The following is a 20,538-nucleotide window of genomic DNA, read 5'->3' as shown; positions in this document are numbered from 1 at the left end:
ACCCGACAGCCCCGCGCAGCGGACCGGCCCGCCGCAGGCGCAACGGCGAGGTCCCCCACGGCGGGAAAGCCGAAAACGTGGGGAGACGTTTTCCGACAGGAAAGATCCCTTTGGCTCCCCCCACGCACGGTGCGCCGACAACAGCCGTATGCGTGTCGTCCTCGTCACCGAATCCTTCCCGCCCGATGTCAACGGCGTTTCCCACTGCGCCCTGCAAACCGCCCGGCACCTCGTCCGGCGCGGTCATGATCCGCTCGTTATCGCGCCGCTCGGTGGCGCGTCGGCGGCCGCCGATACGGATGAGAGTCCCTGCCCGGTCGTCCGGGTGCCCTCCATGCCGCTGCCCGGCTATCCGCAGGTGCGGATCGCGCTTCCGGGGCGCCGGCTGTCCGCGGCGCTCGACGGGCACCGCCCCGACCTGGTGCACCTCGCCAGTCCCTTCGTCCTCGGTGCCCGCGGGATGGCGGCCGCCGCCCGTCGGCAGGTGCCCGCGATCGCCGTCTACCAGACCGATCTGGGCCGCTACGCCCGTACCTACCTCGGTGGGGGTGCGGCCACGGCCTGGCGGCGTATCCGGGCGGTGCATGCGGCTGCCGACCGCACCCTGGCGCCGTCCAGCGCGGCGCTGCTGGATCTGACCGAGCACGGGGTGCCGCGGGTCCACCTCTGGCCGCGCGGTGTCGACTCCGAGCGGTTCCACCCCGGGCGGCGCGACGCGGTGCTGCGCAGTTCGCTGACCGCGGGGCGGGAGTTGCTGGTGGGGTATGTGGGGCGGCTTGCGCCGGAGAAGGATGTCCGGCTGCTGGCCGAGACCTCGCGGCTGCCGGGCGTCCGCACCGTCGTCATCGGTGACGGCCCCAGCGCCGCCGGGCTGCGCACCGCGCTGCCGGAGGTCCGCTTCCTCGGCCGCCGCACCGGGGACGAACTCGCGCGCCTGTATGCGTCGCTGGACGTCTTCGTCCATACCGGGCCGTACGAGACGTTCTGCCAGACCGTGCAGGAGGCGATGGCCTCCGGTGTGCCGGTGGTGGCGCCACGGGCGGGCGGGCCGCTGGACCTGGTGGACCACGGCCGTACGGGGCTGTTGGTGACACCCGGCGACGGCGGTGCGCTCCGGGACGCGGTGCGCTTCCTCGCGGGCAGCGCCGAGCTGCGGGTCCGGTTCGGCACCGCGGCCCGCCAGGCCGTCGCGGACCGTTCCTGGGAGGCGGTCGGCGACCAGTTGCTGGGGCACTACGAGGCCGTGCTCAGCGACCGGCCGGCGGTGGCGGCATGACCGCGCGGCGCACCACCGGGGCGGGTCTGCGGATCGTCCGGATCGCCAACTTCGTCACCCCGGCCTCCGGCGGGCTGCGCACCGCACTGCGCGAACTCGGCGCGGGCTACCGGGCCGCCGGGCACGAGCCGGTGCTGATCGTGCCCGGACCTCCGGGAGCGGACGGAGCGGACGGTCTGCGCGATGAACTCACCGCACAGGGGCGGGTGATCACCGTGCCGGGGCCGGAGCTGCCGGGCAGCGGTGGCTACCGCATGCTGACCGACCGCCGCCGGCTGGCGCGGCTGCTGGAGACGCTGGCCCCCGACCGGCTGGAGGTCTCCGACCGTACGACGCTGCGCTGGACGGGGGAGTGGGCGCGCCGGGCGCGGGTGCCCGCGGTGATGGTCTCCCACGAGAGCGTGGACGGGGTGCTGCGCACCTGGGGTGTGCCGCAGCCGCTCGCCCGTGCCGCCGCGGACCGGCTCAACCGCCGTACGGCGCACGCCTACAGCCGGGTCGTGTGCACCACCGAGTGGGCGGCGGCGGAGTTCGTCCGGGCCGGGGCGCGCAATGTGGTGCGCGCACCGCTCGGTGTCGATCTCGCGGCCTGGCACCCGGACTGCCGCAGCGCCGAGCTGCGGCGGCAGTGCGCGGGCCGGGCGGAGGTCCTGCTGCTGCTCTGCTCCCGGCTGTCGCAGGAGAAGCGGCCGGGCCGGGCCCTGGACGCGCTGGCGGAGCTGCGGCGGCGCGGGGTCGACGCGGCGCTGGTGGTCGCCGGTGACGGGCCGCTGCGGGCGCGGCTGGAGGCCCGGGGGCGGGCCGAGCGGCTGCCCGTGGCGTTCCTCGGGCATCTCGCCGACCGCTCCCGGCTCGCCGCGCTCCAGGCCGGCGCCGACGTCTTGCTGGCGCCCGGCCCGGCGGAGACCTTCGGGCTGGCGGCCCTGGAGGCGCTCGCCTGTGGCACACCGGTGGTCGCCAGTGCGGCGTCGGCGCTGGCGAGTCTGGTCGGTGGCGGCGGGGACACGGCGCTCGACGACGGGCCGTCCTTCGCCGATGCGGTCCAGCGGGTGCTGGCCCGGCCGGAGCCCGCCCGGCGCGCCGCCGCCCGCCGGCGTGCCGAGGGCTACGGCTGGCAGCCCGCCATCGACGCCTTCCTGGCGGCGCATGACGCGCCCGCACCGGTCGGCCGGGCGCTCGCCGCCGCGGCCATACCGCACCAGGCGCGGCCGTTGGGCGGGTGGTGACGATGGCTTCCGAGGAGGTGGTGATACCGGCGCAGGCGCCGGGAGGGGGGCGTTCCCCGGACCCGGGCTGCTTTGTCGCGCTCGGCGATTCGCTGACCGAGGGGCTCGGTGACCCCGTACCGGGCGGCGGCTGGCGTGGCTGGGCAGCGCTGCTGGCCGAGGCGCTGGGTGAGCGGCCCGGCAGCGTCCCGCTGGTGAAGCTGGCGCAGAGCGGGGCGCTGGCCGCCGATGTCGCCGAGCGGCAGCTGCCCGCGGCCCGGACGCTCCGGCCGCGCGTCGCCTCACTGCTCGTCGGGGCGAACGACACCCTGCGCGCCGCCTTCGCCATCGAGCGGGTGGCGGCCGCACTGGACCGGGCGCACGGCGCGCTGAGTGCCGACGGGGCCGTGGTGCTGACGGCCTGTCTGCCGGATCCGGGCCGGATGCTGGGGCTGCCCGCGCCGCTGGCCCGCCCGCTGGGGCGCCGGATGCGCGCCGTGAACACCGTCGTCCATGCGGTGTCCGCCCGCTACGGCGGCGTGCATCTGCACCTCGCCGAGTACCCCTGGGTCACCGAACGCGCCTCCTGGAGCGTGGACCGGCTGCACCCCAGCGAGCGCGGCCACCGGCTGCTGGCCCGCGGCTTCCACACGGCGCTGGCCACCGTCGGCCTGCCCGTCGGACCGCCGCCCGCGCTCACCCTCGACGGGCGGGCGCCGACCCGCGCCGGCGCCGCACTGTGGATGGCGACCCGGGGCACCCGCTGGGTCGCCGACCGGTGCACGGATCTGTTGCCCGGGCTGCTCGGTCTGGCGGCCCAGGAGTGCCGGCACGGCCTGGCCGGCTCCGGGCGGCTGCTGGACGCCGCGGCCGAGCACGCCACCCGCTCCGCGCTCGCCGCGCTGACCCGGCCGACCGGCGCAAACACCGGCAAAGACACCGGGACGGCGAGGGGCGCTGCGACAATGGCGGGGTGACCGGACGCTGGGAGTTCTGGATCGACCGCGGTGGCACGTTCACGGACGTCGTCGGCCGGCGGCCGGACGGGCGGCTGGCCACCACCAAGCTGCTCTCGCACCACCCGGAGCGCTATCGGGACGCCGCGGTGGCCGGCATCCGGATGATGCTGGGGCTCGGCCCGGACGAACCGGTGCCCGCCGACCGGGTATCGGTCGTCAAGATGGGCACCACCGTCGCCACCAACGCCCTGCTGGAGCGCAAGGGCGAACCGACGGTGCTGTTGATCACCGAGGGTTTCCGGGACGCGCTGCGGATCGCCTACCAGAACCGGCCGCGGATCTTCGACCGGCGGATCGTGCTGCCCGAGGCGCTCTACGACCGGGTGATCGAGGTGCCGGAGCGGATCGGCGCACAGGGCGGGCCGGTCCGGCCGCTGGACGTGGACGAGGTCCGCCGGGCGCTGGTCCGGGCCCGCGCGGACGGTCTGCGCAGCGCCGCCGTCGTCCTGCTGCACGGCTACCGCCACGCCGAGCACGAGCAGGCGGTCGCCGAGCTGGCCCGGCGCGCCGGTTTCACCCAGGTCAGCTGTTCGCACGAGGTCAGCCCGCTGATGAAGCTGGTGCCGCGCGGTGACACCACCGTCGTCGACGCCTATCTCTCGCCGATCCTGGGCCGCTATGTCGACGAGATCGCCGCCCAGCTCCCCGGCATCCGGCTGATGTTCATGCAGTCCAACGGCGGGCTGCGGCAGGCCGCGCACTTCCGTGGCAAGGACGCGGTGCTGTCCGGGCCCGCGGGCGGTGTGGTCGGCATGGTCCGCACGTCCGCCGAGGCCGGTGACGGTTACGGCCGGGTCATCGGCTTCGACATGGGCGGCACCTCCACCGATGTGTCCCACTACGCCGGTGAGTTCGAGCGGGTCCTGGGCAACGAGGTCGCGGGCGTACGGATGCGCGCGCCCATGATGGACATCCACACCGTCGCGGCCGGCGGCGGCTCGGTCCTCCACTTCGACGGCCGCCGCTACCGGGTCGGCCCCGACTCGGCCGGTGCGGACCCGGGACCGGCCTGCTACCGGCGCGGCGGCCCGCTCACCGTCACCGACGCCAATGTCATGCTCGGCCGTATCCAGCCCGCGCACTTCCCGGCGGTGTTCGGGCCGGACGGTGACCGGCCGCTGGACGCCGAGGTGGTCCGTACCCGCTTCGCGGAACTGGCCGCGCGGGCCGCCGCCGAGGCCGGGGACGACCGCGGACCCGAGGAGGTCGCGGCCGGCTTCCTGGACATCGCGGTGCTCAACATGGCCAACGCCGTCAAGAAGATCTCCGTCCAGCGCGGCCGGGACATCACCCGCTACGCCCTCACCAGCTTCGGCGGCGCCGGCGGCCAGCACGCCTGCGCGGTCGCCGACGCGCTGGGCATCGACACGGTGCTCGTTCCGCCGCTGGCCGGGGTGCTCTCCGCGTACGGCATCGGGGTCGCCGACGCCACCGCGATGCGCGAGCAGGCCGTGGAGGCGGAGTTCACCGACCCCGGGGCCGTCGGGCAGGTCCAAGAGGTGTGCGACACGCTCGCCGCGCAGACCCGGCGCGAACTTCTCGACGACGGGGTGCCGGACGACTCCGTCACCACCCGCGCCCGGGTGCTGATCCGCTACGCCGGGACCGACTCCACCATCGGTGTCCCGCTGGCCGACGCCGACACCATGGCCGCGGAGTTCGGCCGGGCACACCGTGAGCGCTACGCCTTCACCATGGACAAACCGCTGGTGGCCGAGGCGGTGTCGGTCGAGGCGCTGGGAGCGGCCGGCGGCGCCGGTGACCACGAGACGCAACCCGGCGACAGGGAAGGGGAGTTGACACCTGCCGACACGATCCGGATGTACACCGGCGGCCGCTGGCAGGACACCGGCCTCTACCGGCGCACCGACCTGCGCCCCGGGGACACCCTCACCGGCCCGGCCGTCATCGCCGAGGAGGACGCGACCACGGTCCTCGACCCGGACTGGCAGGCCGCCATGGGCGACCGCGGACATCTCACGCTGACCCGGACCCGGCCGCGCACCGGCCGGGTGGCGGTCGGCACGGCGGCCGACCCGGTGATGCTGGAGGTCTTCAACAGCCTCTTCATGGCCATCGCCGAGCAGATGGGCGTCCGCCTGGAGAACACCGCCCACTCCGTCAACATCAAGGAGCGCCTCGACTTCTCCTGTGCGCTCTTCGACGCCGACGGCAATCTGATCGCCAACGCCCCGCACATTCCCGTGCACCTGGGCTCGATGGGGGAGTCCATCAAGGAGGTGCTCCGGCGCCGCGGTGACGAGATGCGGCCCGGCGATGTGTATGCGATCAACGATCCGTATCACGGGGGCACCCATCTCCCCGATGTCACCGTCGTCACTCCCGTCTTCGACCCCGACGGGGAGACCCTGCTGTTCCTGGTGGCCTCCCGCGGCCACCACGCCGAGATCGGCGGCATCACCCCGGGTTCGATGCCGGCCTTCAGCAGCACCATCCAGGAGGAGGGCATCCTCTTCGACAACTGGCTGCTGGTGCGCGACGGCGAACTGCGCGAGCGCGCGACCCGCGAACTGCTCGCCGCCGGCCCGTACCCCTCCCGCGCACCGGACGCCAACCTCGCCGACCTCCGCGCCCAGATCGCCGCCAATGAGAAGGGCATCCAGGAACTCCGGCGGATGACCGAGCAGTTCGGGCTGGACGTCGTACGGGCCTATATGGGGCACGTCCAGGACAACGCCGAGGAATCGGTCCGGCGGATCATCGCCGAGCTGTCGGACGGCAGCTACCGCTACGAGACCGACAGCGGCGCCGAGATCCATGTGGCGCTGACCGTCGACCGCGCCGCCCGCAGCGCCGTCCTGGACTTCGCCGGCACCTCACCCCAGCAGCCCGGCAACGCGAACGCCCCCAGCTCGGTGGTGATGGCGGCCGTGCTGTACGTCTTCCGGACCCTGGTCGCCGACGACATCCCGCTCAACAGCGGCTGCCTCAAGCCCGTGGAGGTCCGCATCCCGGAGGGCTCGATGCTCGCCCCCGTCTTCCCGGCGGCCACCGTCGCGGGCAATGTGGAGACCTCCCAGGCGGTCACCGGCGCGCTGTACGCCGCGCTCGGCATCCAGGCCGAGGGCTCGGGCACCATGAACAACCTCACCTTCGGCAATGACCGGGTGCAGTATTACGAGACCGTCGCCAGCGGTGCGGGCGCCGGCGACGGCTTCGACGGCGCGGATGCCGTACAGACCCATATGACCAACTCCCGGCTGACCGACCCCGAAGTACTGGAGTGGCGCTACCCCGTCCGCGTCGACAGCTTCGCCATCCGCTCCGGCAGCGGCGGCCGGGGCCGCTGGCACGGCGGCTGCGGCGTCGAGCGCCGACTGCGCTTCCTGGAGCCGATGACCATCGCCGTGCTGACCAACCACCGCCGGGTCGCGCCGTACGGCATGGCGGGCGGCGCCCCCGGTGCGCTGGGCGTCAACTCCATCGAGCGGGCGGACGGTGCGCACGAGGACCTGGCGGGCTGTGACGCGGCGGACGTCGGCGTGGACGATGTGCTGGTGCTGCGCACCCCGGGCGGCGGTGGATACGGGACGCCGGACGGCGACTGACCGGCGTACGGCCCTAGCGCAGGCGCAGGAAGCGGACCGGTGTGCCAGGTGCCGCCTGCGCCGCGGGGGCCAGACAGCGCTCGGGGACGACACCGATGACCGGGTAGCCGCCGGTCGTGGGGTGGTCGTGGAGGAAGAGGACCGGCAGGCCGTTGGGCGGGACCTGGAGGGCGCCCAGGGGCATGCCCTCGCTGGGGAGTTCACCGGTGCGGGCGCGCTCCAGGGGCGGCCCTTCGGTGCGCAGGCCGATGCGGTTGCTGGCGGGGGAGACCCGGAAGCGGCCGGTGGTGAGGGTGCGCAGCCCGGCCTCGGTGAACCAGGCGTCGCGCGGGCCGGGCAGGAACGGCAGCAGGAGTTCCGGCCCCGGACCGGCGTGCGGGACGGCATCGGCGCAGGCCGGCGGGCCGTGCGGGTCGCCAAGCGGGAGGACCGCACCGTCGCTGAGCGGGTCCGGGCCCAGGCCGGAGAGCAGATCGGCGGCGCGGCTGCTGAGCACCGGTTCGGTGTCGACACCCCCGGCGAAGGCGAGATACGAGCGCAGACCGTGGGTGGCGGCTCCCGCGTCCAGGACGGCGCCCGCCGGCACCCGGACCGGGGCGCCCCAGGGGGCGGGGCGGCCGTCGACGGTCACCGGGCAGGGGGCGCCCGTGACGGCGACGGTGGTGGCTGTACGCATCCGCAGGGCGCAGCCCGTGAGTGTGGTCTCCAGGGTGGCGGCGGATCCGGGGTTGCCCACCAGGCGGTTGGCGAGCCGGTGCGCGGGCGCGTCGAGGGCGCCGGCCCGCGGCACCCCCAGGTGAGCATGGCCGGGCCTGCCGAGGTCCTGGACGGTGGTGAGCGCACCGGCCCGGACGACCGAGAAGGCGCGGTCGGTCATCGGGCGGTCTCCTGCGGGACGAAGCGGACGCGGGTGCCGGGGGAGAGCAGCGCCGCCGGTTCGCGGCGCGGGTCCCACAGCACGGTGTCGGTGGTGCCGATCAGCTGCCAGCCGCCGGGGGAGGAGCGCGGATAGACCCCGGTGTACGGGCCGGCGAGGGCGACCGAGCCGACCGGGACCTTGGTGCGGGGCGTGTCCCGGCGCGGTACGTGCAGCGGCTCGGGCAGCCCGGTCAGATAGCCGAACCCCGGCGCGAAACCGCAGAAGGCGACATGGAACTCCGTGGCGGAGTGCCGCCGTACGACCTCATCGGGGGTGACGCCCCACAGGGCGGCGACATCGGAGAGGTCGGGGCCGTCGTAGCGGACCGGGATCTCCACCGTGGGCCGGTCTCCGGCGGTGAGCGGCGGAATGTCCCAGGTGGCCAGTTCGGCGAGGAGGCCACGCGGGTCGGCGAGGCCGTCGAGGAGCACCGTCCGGGCGGCCGGCACGATCTCGCGCAGCGGCGGCAGGGCGCCGTCGGCGGCCCGGCGCAGCAGTTCGGCGTGGAGTGCCTCGACCTCTTCGGCGCTGTCCAGCTCGATGAGCAGCCCGTGTTCACCGACCGGCAGCGGCCTCATACGAAGCTCCGGACGTGGACGCCGGCCGCGGTCAGCTCGGACCGGACCCGCCGGGCGAGTTCCGCGGCCCCGGGGGTGTCGCCGTGCAGACACAGCGAACGGGCCGGGACGGCCACCCGCCGGCCGTCGCGGGCGGTGACGGCGTGGTCGCGGGCCATGCCGAGGGCGCGCTTGACGACCTCGTCGGGGTCGTGGATCACCGCGCCCGGTTCACGGCGCGGTACCAGGGTGCCCTCGGGGGTGTAGGCGCGGTCGGCGAACGCCTCGCCGATGACGGGGAGTTGGGCTCTCGCGGCGGCCTCGTGCAGCCGGGAGCCGGGCAGTCCGAGGACCGGCAGGGCGCCGCCCGCGGCGCGGATACCGTCCACGACGGCGCGGGCCTGCTCCTCGTCGTGCACACAGCGGTTGTAGAGCGCACCATGCGGTTTGACATAGCCGACGCGGGCACCGGCGGCGCGCGCGAAGACCTCCAAGGCGCCGATCTGGTAGGTGATTTCGGCGGCCAGCTCGTCCGGCGGGACCTCCATCGCGCGGCGGCCGAAACCGGCCAGGTCGCGGTAGGAGACCTGGGCGCCGATGACCACACCGCGCTCGGCGGCCAGTTCGCACACCCGGCGCATCGTGGCCGGGTCGCCGGCGTGGAAGCCGCAGGCGACATTGGCGCTGGTGACGACGGAGAGCAGCGCCTCGTCGTCGGTGAGCTGCCAGCGGCCGAAGCCTTCACCGAGGTCGGCGTTGAGATCGATGACGGGAGGGGCATCCATGCTCACGCTGACTCCCTCGCTGCGCTCACTCATGTACGTCCGCTCCAGTGCTCGGGGCCGGCCGGCGTCGGGGACAACGTAAGGGATTGTTCAACGATCCGACAAGAGGTGGATGCCTACCGGACGAAGGTGCGTTGTTTTGTCCCCTCACCTGGGATTGACTTTCGCTGTATGGGATCGGGCGGCTCGAACCTGCCGCCCGGTACGGCGCGAGAGCGGGGAGCGGCATGGCCGGCGGAGTGGCGAAGAACGATCAGGGGCGGCTCACCGAGGTCGCGGGACTGGAGACGGACCGTCCCCTGCTGGGCCGCTCCAGTACGGCCGAGCGGGTCGCCGACATCCTGCGCGACCGGATCGCCGAGGGCTACTTCCCGCCCGGTGCCCGGCTCTCGGAGGAGAGCATCGGCGGTGCGCTGGGCGTCTCGCGCAACACCCTGCGGGAGGCGTTCCGGCTGCTGACCCATGAGCGGCTGCTGGTGCACGAGCTCAACCGCGGGGTGTTCGTCCGGGTGGTGACGGTCGAGGACCTGGAGGACATCTACCGGGTGCGCATCCTCGTGGAGTGCGCGGCGGTACGGGGGCTGGGGCAGGGGCCGTACGGTGCCGGGGTCACCGAAGCCGTGGCGGCGATCGAGGCCGCCGTACAGGCCGGCGAGACCGCCTCGGCGGACCGGGAGTGGCAGGCGCTCTCGACCGCCAACATCCGCTTTCACCAGGCCGTCGTGGCCCTGGCGGGCAGTCCCCGCACGGATGAGCTGATGCGGGGCGTGCTCGCGGAACTCCGGCTGGTCTTCCACGTCATGGCCGACCCACGGCGTTTCCATGCGCCCTATTTGACACGTAATCGCCAGATTGCCGAGGCGCTCCAGGCGGGCGACGCCGCCGAGGCCGAGCGGCTGCTGCGGTCCTACCTGGAGGATTCACGCAGCCAGCTGTCGGGGGCGTACGCACAGCGCATCGCGGAGGGGTGAGCGGCGGGGAAGTCGCCCCTGAGGTCCGCTCCGGGGAGCGCCGCAGATCCGTTGCTGCACAACCCTTGTCGGATCGTTGAACAATCGCCTAGCCTCCGCTGCAATCTGTTCATCTCCTTCACGGGCCCTTTCGGGTCCCCGTACGCGGAAGGCGGACCCATGATCGTGCTCCTCGGCGTGCTCGTGGTCGTGATCGGCTTCGCCACGAAGCGCAATCCCCTGCTGGTCGTAGGGGTGGCCGGCATCGCGACCGGCCTCCTCGGAGGGCTGTCACCGGGCAAGGTGCTCGCCGCGTTCGGCAACGGCTTCGCCGGCAGCCGGGCGGTGACGATCTTCGCGATCACCCTCCCGGTCATCGGCCTCCTGGAGCGCTACGGCCTCCAGGAGCAGGCCCGCAACCTCATCGCGCGGTTCGCCAAGCTCACCACGGGCCGCTTCCTCGCGCTCTACCTCGGTCTGCGGCAGATCGGTGCGGCGGTCGGGCTGACCAACGTCTTCGGCCACGCCCAGACCGTCCGCCCGCTCGCCGTCCCGATGGCCGAGGGTGCGGCCGAGCGCAAGTACGGCCAACTCCCGGACCGGACACGGGAGAAGGTCCGGTCGTTCTCCGCCAGCGCGGACAACGTCGGCCTCTTCTTCGGGGAGGACGTCTTCCTCGCCGTCGGCTCGATCCTGCTGATCACCGGCTTCGTCAACACCACCTACGGCACCCACCTCGAACCGCTTCAGCTCGCCCTGTGGGCGATCCCGACCGCGGTGTGCGCCTTTGTGGTCCACGGCTGGCGACTGCTGCGCCTGGACCGCCAGTTGGAACGCGAACTGCTCACCGCCCATGTCCAGGACACCGCCGTAGTGGAGGCCACCAAGTGATCAAGGCAGAGTGGTTCTACTGGCTGGTGGGCCTCAGCTTCCTGGTGATGGCCGCCCAGATGGTCGCCGACCGCAGCAACCCCAAGCGCTTCGGCACCGGCGCCTTCTGGGGCCTGATCGGCGCCGGCTTCATCTACAGCAGCTGGGTCGTCACCAAGCAGGCACCCGCCGAGCCCCTGGGTGCCGCGGTGCTGGCCATGGCCTGTCTGGCCGGCTTCGGCTTCACCGGACGCGGCACCCCGCGCACCACCTCCACCGAGCAGCGCGTCGCGAGCGCCGCCAAGCTCGGCAACCGGCTGTTCATCCCGGCGCTCACCATCCCGGTTGTCGCCATGGCCTGCGCCATCGGCGTCAAGCACCTGTCCTTCGGGGGCGAGCCGGTCCTCGAAGAGGGCAGCGAGACCATTCTGGGCCTCGGTATCGGCGCCGTCGTCGCCCTCGTCGTCGGCATGATCATCCTCCGCGAGAAGCGGATCTCGGTGCCCGTGCAGTCCGGCCGTTCCATGCTGGAGGCCATGGGCTGGGCCATGCTGCTGCCGCAGATGCTGGCCACACTGGGCGCCATCTTCCAGGTCTCCGGCGTCGGCGACCAGGTCGGCAAGCTCACCAGCTCCGTCCTGCCCAAGGACTCGCTCTACATCGCGGTCGTCGTCTACTGCGTGGGCATGTTCGCCTTCACCATGATCATGGGCAACGCCTTCGCCGCGTTCCCCGTGATGACCGCGGCCGTCGGCTGGCCCGTGCTGGTCGAGCACTTCGACGGCAACGCCCCCGCCGTACTGGCCATCGGCATGCTCGCCGGATTCTGCGGCACCCTCGTGACCCCCATGGCCGCCAACTTCAACATCGTCCCGGCGGCGCTGCTGGAACTGAAGGACCAGTACGGGCCCATCAAGGCGCAGCTGCCCACCGCGGGGGTACTGCTCGGCTGCAACATCGTGATCATGGCGCTGTTCGCCTTCTGAGCAGGTCCCCGGGGTACCGCCGCTCCGCCGGGCGGTACCCCGGGGGCCTGGTCCGCTCCGTCCCCGCTCCACCCGTCGCACCGAGGATGACCGTATGACCCGGGTACTGCTGACCGGATTTGCCCCCTTCGGGGGCGAATCCCTCAATCCCTCCTGGCAGGCCGTCCGTGCCGCCGCGGCCGAACCACCTGTTGGCATCGAGGTCTCCGCCATCGAATTGCCCTGCGTCTACGGAGCCTCGATCGCGGTGCTGCGGGCCGCGATCGAGGAGGCCCGGCCCGAGATAGTGGTGAGCGTCGGCCAGGCGGGCGGCCGTCCCGACATCACCGTCGAACGCCTCGCCGTCAACGTCGACGACGCCCGGATCCCCGATGCCTCGGGTGCCGAACCGATCGACGAGGCGATCGTGCCCGGCGGCCCCGCCGCGTACTTCTCCACCCTGCCGATCAAGGCCTGTGTGGCGGCCGTCCGCGCCGCCGGGCTGCCCGCCTCCGTCTCCAACACCGCGGGCACCTTCGTCTGCAACCACGTCTTCTACGGTCTCGCCCACCTCATCGCCACCGAACTGCCCGGTGTACGCGGCGGATTCGTGCACGTCCCCTACACACCGGAGCAGGTCGTCGACCGTTCCCAGCCGTCCCTCCCGTCCGAGGCCGTCACCCGGGCCCTGCACGAGATCGCCCGTACCGCCGCGCGCACCCGCACCGACATCCGCGTCGCCGGCGGGGCCACCCACTGAGACCGGCACCCGGCGCCAACGGGACCTGGCGGCCGGTCCTCGCGGACCACGCCGTAGACTGTCGCGTCGGTCCGTGAGCGGCCCGAGAGCGGTCCGTCAACGGATCCACCTGCGGTTCCACCCATGAACGGATCCGCGCCGTTTCGTCCGTTGTCAGTGCGAGCGCCTACTCTGTGCGACGTGACTTTTTCCGCCCCGGGGGCTGCTGCGCCCCAGCTCAACGGCCCTCACCGGCCTGCGCCGGGCCCGGCCGCCGACGAGGGCCTGGCCCGTCGGCTGCGTGCCCTGGCATGCACCGCGCCGCTGCACGATCTCGATGTGCGCAAGGCCAACCTCGCGGGCGAGTACGGCGTCTACGCCATGGCGGAGGTGGCGCTGGCCGTCATCGACCTCGTCACCCTCAACATGGACTTCGACACCGGCGCCGACCACGAGGAAATAGTGGCGAAGGTGCTCCCCCGGATCGCCGCCCAGGCCCCGCGCCGTCCCGCGGGTGAGCATGAGCGGGTCGCCCGCTGGGTGCTGGAGAATCTGATCAACGTCGGCAGCGTGGACCGCGGCTTCCGCGCCGTCTACGGCACCTTCAACACCGAGGGTGAGTACGTCCGCCGCGACTACGACTTCAAGCTCATCGAAGAGGTGCCCGGCGGCGGTGGCAGCGTCTACCTCCGGGCGACCGACGAAGCGGTCAACGTCCTGGTCGGCGCGCTCGACACGGACGTCACCAGCGCCCAGATCGCCGCCGAGGTCAAGCTGGAGGTGCTGATCAACCGCGGCCGGCTGGCCGACGCCCAGCTCGCCGCCGAACAGGCCCGCTACCGCACCGTGCAGTATGCGGAGACGCTCCGCAGGACCCTGGACGCCACCCGCCGCAACGTCCGCGCCGTGGACTGGCTGGAGACCGTCCCCGACATGATCACCGAGGCGCTGGACCACGTCGCGGACCGCTACCGCCACGAGAACGCCATCCTGACGAACATCCGCAAGGCCCGGGACGAGACCGAGGAGCCCGAGCACAAGCGGCGCGCCGCCGAGCTCGTCGACATCGTCAAGGACTGCATCCGCCGCCACACCCAGCTCCAGTCCCGGCTGCTGGAGGCCGGGCCGCTGTTCCGCGCCGAACAGGACCGGCAGGCCTTTGCCACCCCCGCCGCCCGCGCCGGACTCGACCTCTACGGCCAGTTGGTCGCCCCCCTGCTGCCGCTCCCCGCCGAGCAGGCCATCCGTGTCACCGACGCCTTCTTCGCCAAGGGCACCGGACTGCGCACCCCGACGGCCGCGCGCATAGGGGACCTCGTCGAGATGCTGCTCACCCCGCCCATGGAGCGTGAGCACCTCGGCGCCGAGATGCCCGAGCCCGACCTGGTGGCCACCCCTGACGACAGCCGCTTCAGTGAGGCCCAGCTCGACGCCGCGATGGCGCTGCTGGACCTGCCCGCCGACGCGCCCCGCAGGCTCTCCGGCCTGCTCGCCGAGGCGCGCCGCGGCGACCCCGAACTCCCCTACCTCGTCGCCCTGCTGGCCGTACACGCCGCCAGCCCGCCCGTCGGCACGGCCTACCGCCAGGGCGAACAGCAGCTGCTGTTCGCCGTCGACGACGGCACGGAGCTGATAGACCCCGAGTTCGGCGGCGCCGACCTCATCGTCGGCACGGCGCTGCTGGACTCCGCCGGAATGGCCGCGGACCGCTCGGAGGTGGCCTGATGCCCCGCGCCCAGGACGAGCGGTCGGCGAACGGCGGGGTATGGCCGGTCCGGCGGGGCCGTGGCGCGCCGGGTGGCCGTCCGCCGTCGCACCGGCCCGAGATGTCCCCGACCGTCCCTCGCAAGGAGCTTGTCCCGTGACCCAGTACGACGAGACGCCGCAGCCGGACCCGGCGTCCGGGGCCGGTGAGCCGGGCTGGGGTGCGCCCACCGCCGACGCCGATACGGGCGCGGCGGGAACCTCCCCCAAGCTCTCGGCTTCGCTCGAGCAGGGGGGACCCCCATCCAAGCCCTCGGCTCCGTTCCCGTTCCCGCTTTCGCTCGAACGGGGGGACCGCCAGGAGCAGCAGAGTTCCCACCCCCTCACCCCCGCCGATGCCGCCGACGCCGCCCGGCTGGTCTCCTTCGGCCTCCAGCCGAAGCTGCTGCCCGCCCGCGACGCCGAATACAGCGAACTCCTGCGCCGCTATCGGGACGACCCCGCCTTCGCCCGGCTCGCCGACGCCGTCGCCACCGGCCTCGGCCTGGTCGTGCTGGAGGTGTCCACCCGCGCCGGGATGGCCGTCACCGCCGACGAGGACTCCGTCTTCGCCGTACGGATGGGCGACTACGCCCGCCGCGCCTCCGCCGACTCCGCCGACCGCTTCCTGCACGGTCTGGCCCATCTGGCCGTCGCCGCGCTGGCCTTCCCGCGTCCCGAGGACCTCGCCGACGACGGCTACATCGGCCGGATCACGGTCAACGGCGTCGATGCCTTCGTCCGGCAGGCCTGCCGCCGGCTGGAGGAGCGCGCCGAGCAGGAGGGCGAGAACACCGACCCGGCCACCGACGCCCCCGGCCTGGAGTCCGCCTGGCGGATCTACGCCCGGCGCAGCGCGACCGGCGCCACCAAGGACGCCCGCCGGCTCGCCGGCTCGACCACCGGCATCATCGCCAAGGCCGTCACCTTCCTCGTCGACTCCGGCTTCCTCCAGCGCACCGGTGACGACGCCGGCGGCGCCTACCGCACCACCGCCCGCTATCAGCTCCAGGTCCGCGACATGGCCGGCAGCGCCGCCATGGCCGAACTCCTGGAGCTGGGCATCGTCCCCGTCACCGACGGCAGCGCCGCCCTGCTGCCGGGCGAGGACACCGACGACCTCGCCCTGGTCGCGGACGCCGGACTTCCCTTCCACTCGGGCTGACGGGCCCCTCGACCGCCGACCACCCGGTGGCCGCCCGCCGCCACCCCTTCCCGACACGACAACGAGAGTCCGCCATGTACGAGCTGTCCCGGGTCCGCCTCTACTCCATCGGGCCCGCCGGTGCGCGCTATGCCAACACCGTCATGGACCTGCGCGGAGTCGGTGCGCCCGTACCCCAACCGGCCCCGGCCCAGGCGGACTTCTTCGAGGACGAACCGGTCGGCCCGCCGCGCCGGCCGGCGCCCGCGGGTGTGCTCTTCCTGGAGAACGGCGGCGGTAAGTCCGTCCTGCTCAAGCTGATCTTCTCGGTGATGCTGCCCGGCCACCGCAACACCCTCGGCGGCGCCAGCTCCGGCGTGCTGCGCAAGTTCCTGCTCGCCGACGACTGCGGCCATGTCGCCCTGGAGTGGCAGCACGTCCTCACCGGCGAGAGCGTGGTCGTCGGCAAGGTCAGCGAGTGGCGCGGCCGGCAGGTCTCCAACGACCCCCGGAAGTTCGCCGAGGCCTGGTACAGCTTCCGGCCCGGCCCCGGCATGAGCCTGGACTCCCTCCCCGTCGCCGAGGCCACCGTCGTCCGCCCCCGCCAGGAGAGCGGCGAGGGCAGCTCCGGCGCCCAGGGCCGCCGCCGTACGATGAAGGGCTTCCGTGACATCCTCACCGAGGCCGGGAAGAACTACCCCAATCTGGACGTCGTCTGGGAAGAGATCCACGAGCGCTGGAACGAGCACCTCGGCGAGCTGGGCCTGGACCCGGAGCTCTTCCGCTATCAGCGGGAGATGAACGCCGACGAGGGTGAGGCGGCCGGCCTGTTCGCGGTCAAGAACGACTCGGACTTCACCGACCTGCTGCTGCGCGCCGTCACGGACACCCGCGACACCGACGGCCTCGCCGATCTGGTGCACGGCTTCGCCCACAAGCTCGGCCGGCGCGCCGAACTCACCGCCGAACGCGACTTCACAGCCGGCTCCCTCGATCTGCTCTCGCGTATCGCCGACGCCGCCGAGCAGCGTGAACGCGCCCGTGAGGTGCACGCCGGGGCCGAGCGCCGCACCCGCGGTCTCGCCCAGCGGCTGCACGCCCGGGGCACCGAGGAGCGCGGCCGGGCCGCCGAGCTGGCCGAGCAGGTCGCCGCCGCTGCGCACCGCGTGACCGACGCCGAGCGGGTCCGCGAGCGCCGCTCCCTGGTCTCCGCCGAACTCGCCTACCGGCACGCCTCGCTGGCGCTGGCCGCCGCGGAGAAGGGCGCCGCCGCCCAGCGCCGGGAGCTCAACGATGCCCGTACGCTGCACAGCGCCTGGCAGGCCGCCGAGACCGCGCTGCGGCACCGCGCCGCCGCGGACCGCTCCGCGCGGGTCGCCGCCGCCATCCGCGAGGCCGAGCGGGACGCCGCGCCCGCGCTCGCCGCCCGCGCCACCGCCGCCGCCGATCTGGTCCGCGCCCTGCACACGGCGGCCGAGGCCGGTGAGCGGATCGCCAACGAGGAAGAGGAGCACTCCGCCACCCTCCAGGAGGCCGGTGAATCGGCGCACCGCGACGCCACCAGCGCCGCCACCCACGCCCAGCGCGCCCGCAGTGAGGCCGAGCATCTCAAGCAGCGGCTCGCCGAGGTCGCCGAGGAGACCGCCGAGGCGGTGCGGGCCGGCTGGCTGGACGACAGCGCCCCCGACGCCGACCCGGCACGCGCCGCGCTCGCCGCCTCGGACGCCGAGAAGACCGCCGTCGAGTCCTGGGACTCGGCCCGTGAAACCGCCCGGCAGGCCACCGACCGGGCCCGGTCGGCCACCGCCCGGCACTCCGCCGCGGAGCTGGCGGCGGCCCGCGCCGAGGACGCCGCCGAGGCCGCCGAGCGCGCCTACGAGGCCGAGCGCCGGGCCGCCGAGTCCATCGGCGCCGAGCAGCGGCTCGCCGACCTCCTCGGCCTCCCGCAGTCCGAGGCCAAGTCCGTGCCCGGTCCCCGTACGGCAGCGTCCGGTTCGGATCCGGGCGCCGTGCGCCGTCCCACCGCGGGCCCGCTGACCGCCGAGGAGCTGGACCGCAACGCCGACGAGCTGCGCGAGCTGCTGGAGGAGGGCGTCGCCGGCGCCGAACGGCAGCTGTTCGACCTGCGGACGGCCGCCGCCGACGATGCGCGGATCCTCGGCGCGCTGGGCGACGGCGGTCTGCTGCCGCCGGGGCCCGATGTGCTGGCCGCCGTGGAGTATCTCGGCGAGCACGGCGTGCCCGCGCTGCCGGGCTGGCGCTATCTCGCCCAGTCCGTCGACCCCGCCGACCACACCCGGGTGCTGGCCGCCCGCCCCGAGCTGGTCGACGGCGTGATCATCACGGACCCGGAGACCCATGTGCGGGCCCGCGAGGTGCTCGCCCAGGCCGCGCTGCTGCCCCGCTCGGCCGTCGCGGTCGGCACCGCCGCCGCGCTGCTCGCGCCCACCCCCGCGCCCGACGAGCGGGACACCGGCGTCTTCCTCGTCCCGCCGAACCCGGCGATGCACGACGAATCCGCCGCCGACGAGGAGCGCCAGGCGCTGCGGGCGCGCGCCATAGAGCGCGACGAGGAGATCCGGGCGCTGGCCGCCCGGCTCGCCGGGGACCGTGCGCTGGCCGCCCGGCTCGGCTCGTGGCGTACGGGCTGCCCGGCCGGCCGCCTCGCTGAACTGGCCGCCGCCGCGCAGGAAACCCGGACGGCCGCCGAGGAGGCCGCCGCGGAGCTGGCCGAGGCTCGTGCGGCGCGCGCCGAGACCGATGAGGCCGCGGCCGAGGCCACCCGGGTGCGCGATGAGCGCCAGGAGGCCGCGCAGCGTGCCCGGCGCGCCGCCGATCTGCTGGCCGGGCTCGCCCACCGGCTGCGCGAGCGTGCCTCCTGGCAGTCCCGGATGCGGGAACTCGCCGATGAGGCGGCCGAGTTCGAGGCCCGCGCCGAGGAGTGCGTGGACCGGGCGCGGGCCGCCGACGAGGACCGCCGGGCCGCTCAGCGCGCCGCCGACGACGCCCGTCGTACCGCCCGCGCGCTGCGCGCCGAGCGGGCCGAGATCGCGGGTGTACCGGACGACCTGGGGGAGGCCCCCGAGGGGGCCAACACCTCGCTGCCCGCCCTGCGCGAGGCCTACCGCGCCGCCTCCCAGCTCTACGAGAAGGTCGGCGTCGGTGCCGATCTGCGCGCCGAACAGGCCCGTGCCGAGGGCGACGAGAGCGCCGCGCTGGCCGAGCTGAACCGCCTCACCAACAAGGTCCGCACCCGCGCCGAGGCGCTCCTGGAGAGCCCGGACGCCGCCGACGGCCCGTCCCGGCAGGCCGCCGCGGCCCGCGCCGAGTCGCTGGTGCACATGCTGGAGACCCGCGCCTCGGCCGCCAGTGAGCAGCTCGGCCGGCTGCGCGGTGAGGCCGAGCGGCTCGCCCCCACGGACGGCGAGGCGCACACCGAGCTGCCCGAGGAGCTGGTGCCCGCGGACGCCGACCGCGCCAAGGAGCTGCTGCGCACCGCGGCGGGCGAACTGGCCACCGCCGGCGAGGCGTTGACGGCCGCCCGGGACCGGCACGAGGAGCTGCTGCGCGGCCACCGCGCCGCCGAGGACGCGGCGGGCGGCTTCGACGAGACCGCCGCTCTGCTGCGCGATCTGCTCCGTGACCACCAGGACGCCGAGGATCCGGCGGACGGGCAGATCGAGGCGTACGCCGGACAGCTGGCGGACGCCCGGCAGGCCGCCGCCGAGTCCCGCCGCTCGCTGCGCGGCTGCGCCGCCGATCTGTCCACCGCCGAGTCCGCGGTGCGCGAGGCGAGCGACATCCTCGTACGGCACGCCAACTCCACCCGCTACGAACAGGTCCGCACCCCCGCCCGGCAGCAGATCCGCGAACTGCCCGCCTCGGCCCTCCCGGATCACGCCGCCAAGTGGGCGGAGGCGTTCGCGCCCCGGCTGCGGGTGCTCACCGACGAGCTGGAGCAGCTGGAGCGCAACCGCGACTCCATCGTCGACCGGCTGCGCGGACTGGTCGAGTCGTCGCTGACGACGCTGCGCTCCGCCCAGCGGCTGTCGCGGCTGCCCGAGGGGCTGGGGGAGTGGTCCGGGCAGGAGTTCCTGCGGATCCGCTTCGAGGACCCCGACCAGGCCACGCTCACCGAGCGGCTCGGCGAGGTGATCGACGAGGCGACCCGCGCGGCCGTGAAGAAGAACAGCGATCTGCGGCGGGACGGGATGTCCCTGCTGCTGCGCGGGGTCAGTGCGGCGCTCCAGCCGCGCGGGGTGGCCGTGGAGATCCTCAAGCCGGATGCGGTGCTGCGCGCCGAGCGGGTGCCGGTCGGGCAGATGGGCGATGTCTTCTCCGGCGGCCAGCTGCTGACCGCCGCCATCGCGCTGTATTGCACGATGGCGGCGCTGCGCAGCAACGACCGGGGCCGCGACAAGCAGCGGCACGCCGGCACGCTGTTCCTGGACAACCCCATCGGCCGCGCCAACGCGACCTATCTGCTGGAGCTCCAGCGCGCCGTCGCCGATGCGCTGGGCGTCCAGCTGCTGTACACCACCGGCCTGTTCGACACCACCGCGCTCGCGGAGTTCCCGCTGGTCATCCGGCTGCGTAATGACGCGGATCTGCGGGCCGGGCTGAAGTACATCAGTGTCGAGGAGCATCTGCGGCCGGGCCTGCCGCAGCCGGACCCGTCCGGCGAGGCGGTGCACGGGCAGATCACGGCGACGCGGATGTACCGCCGCCCGGAGGAACCGGCCCCTGAGAAGCCGTCCCCCGAGGAGCCGGCGGACCCGGCCGGCGGGTGACCGGCGG

The 20,538-nt window shown here is 74.0% G+C and carries 14 protein-coding genes; 11 read left to right on the top strand and 3 right to left on the bottom strand.

Annotation, left to right across the window (positions count from 1 at the left end; all coding sequences use genetic code 11):
- Window positions 1-148: 148 nt before the first annotated feature.
- From AC3EUV_RS34040 to AC3EUV_RS34025, 4 genes are read left to right on the top strand one after another with little or no spacing between them, the layout of a single operon-like run.
- Window positions 149-1,276, top strand: coding sequence for a glycosyltransferase family 4 protein (locus tag AC3EUV_RS34040; protein ID WP_435604581.1), 1,128 nt, complete (start codon window positions 149-151; stop codon window positions 1,274-1,276).
- Window positions 1,273-2,502, top strand: coding sequence for a glycosyltransferase (locus AC3EUV_RS34035; RefSeq protein WP_432146138.1), 1,230 nt, complete (start codon window positions 1,273-1,275; stop codon window positions 2,500-2,502). Before AC3EUV_RS34040 ends, AC3EUV_RS34035 begins: the two co-directional genes overlap by 4 nt.
- Window positions 2,499-3,458: an SGNH/GDSL hydrolase family protein gene (locus AC3EUV_RS34030; RefSeq protein WP_435604580.1), complete on the top strand. Its 960-nt coding sequence runs from the start codon at window positions 2,499-2,501 to the stop codon at window positions 3,456-3,458. The genes AC3EUV_RS34035 and AC3EUV_RS34030 overlap by 4 nt, the downstream gene beginning before the upstream one ends.
- On the top strand, window positions 3,455-7,069 hold the full coding sequence (locus AC3EUV_RS34025) for a hydantoinase B/oxoprolinase family protein (protein ID WP_432146140.1): 3,615 nt from the start codon (window positions 3,455-3,457) through the stop codon (window positions 7,067-7,069). Before AC3EUV_RS34030 ends, AC3EUV_RS34025 begins: the two co-directional genes overlap by 4 nt.
- A gap of 13 nt (window positions 7,070-7,082) precedes the next feature.
- On the opposite strand, the gene AC3EUV_RS34020 is transcribed toward AC3EUV_RS34025, so the two are convergent.
- The 3 genes from AC3EUV_RS34020 to AC3EUV_RS34010 are packed head-to-tail and all read right to left on the bottom strand — an operon-like array spanning window position 7,083 to window position 9,330.
- Window positions 7,083-7,946 carry a 5-oxoprolinase subunit C family protein gene (locus AC3EUV_RS34020; RefSeq protein ID WP_432146141.1) on the bottom strand — a complete coding sequence of 288 codons (864 nt, stop codon included), beginning with the start codon at window positions 7,944-7,946 and terminating at the stop codon, window positions 7,083-7,085.
- Window positions 7,943-8,566 carry a 5-oxoprolinase subunit PxpB gene (pxpB, locus tag AC3EUV_RS34015; RefSeq protein ID WP_432146142.1) on the bottom strand — a complete coding sequence of 208 codons (624 nt, stop codon included), beginning with the start codon at window positions 8,564-8,566 and terminating at the stop codon, window positions 7,943-7,945. Before pxpB ends, AC3EUV_RS34020 begins: the two co-directional genes overlap by 4 nt.
- Window positions 8,563-9,330: a LamB/YcsF family protein gene (locus AC3EUV_RS34010; RefSeq protein WP_432146143.1), complete on the bottom strand. Its 768-nt coding sequence runs from the start codon at window positions 9,328-9,330 to the stop codon at window positions 8,563-8,565. Before AC3EUV_RS34010 ends, pxpB begins: the two co-directional genes overlap by 4 nt.
- 227 nt (window positions 9,331-9,557) lie before the next feature.
- Between AC3EUV_RS34010 and AC3EUV_RS34005 the strand changes: the two genes are divergently transcribed.
- From AC3EUV_RS34005 to AC3EUV_RS33975, 7 genes are all read left to right on the top strand, one after another.
- A complete protein-coding gene (locus AC3EUV_RS34005; RefSeq protein ID WP_432146144.1) occupies window positions 9,558-10,301 on the top strand; it encodes a GntR family transcriptional regulator in 744 nt (247 codons plus the stop codon).
- A 159-nt stretch (window positions 10,302-10,460) separates the two neighbouring features.
- Entirely contained in the window at window positions 10,461-11,171 is a 711-nt protein-coding gene (locus AC3EUV_RS34000; RefSeq protein ID WP_435604579.1) for a DUF969 domain-containing protein, read from the top strand.
- Window positions 11,168-12,136: a DUF979 domain-containing protein gene (locus tag AC3EUV_RS33995; protein WP_435604578.1), complete on the top strand. Its 969-nt coding sequence runs from the start codon at window positions 11,168-11,170 to the stop codon at window positions 12,134-12,136. The genes AC3EUV_RS34000 and AC3EUV_RS33995 overlap by 4 nt, the downstream gene beginning before the upstream one ends.
- A 94-nt stretch (window positions 12,137-12,230) precedes the next feature.
- A complete protein-coding gene (pcp, locus tag AC3EUV_RS33990) occupies window positions 12,231-12,875 on the top strand; it encodes a pyroglutamyl-peptidase I (RefSeq protein ID WP_435604577.1) in 645 nt (214 codons plus the stop codon).
- Between the two features lie 180 nt (window positions 12,876-13,055).
- Window positions 13,056-14,579, top strand: coding sequence for a hypothetical protein (locus tag AC3EUV_RS33985; protein WP_432146148.1), 1,524 nt, complete (start codon window positions 13,056-13,058; stop codon window positions 14,577-14,579).
- Window positions 14,580-14,715: 136 nt separating this feature from the next.
- Window positions 14,716-15,762, top strand: a complete 1,047-nt coding sequence (locus AC3EUV_RS33980) for a hypothetical protein (RefSeq protein WP_435604576.1) — start codon at window positions 14,716-14,718, stop codon at window positions 15,760-15,762.
- Window positions 15,763-15,836: 74 nt separating this feature from the next.
- A complete protein-coding gene (locus tag AC3EUV_RS33975) occupies window positions 15,837-20,531 on the top strand; it encodes a hypothetical protein (RefSeq protein ID WP_435604575.1) in 4,695 nt (1,564 codons plus the stop codon).
- Window positions 20,532-20,538 lie beyond the last annotated feature (7 nt).

The sequence above is a fragment of the Streptomyces sp. bgisy130 genome, from assembly GCF_057708345.1.
The sequence above is the reverse complement of the archived record's forward strand: the minus strand, read 5'-3'. Positions and strand labels throughout refer to the sequence as shown.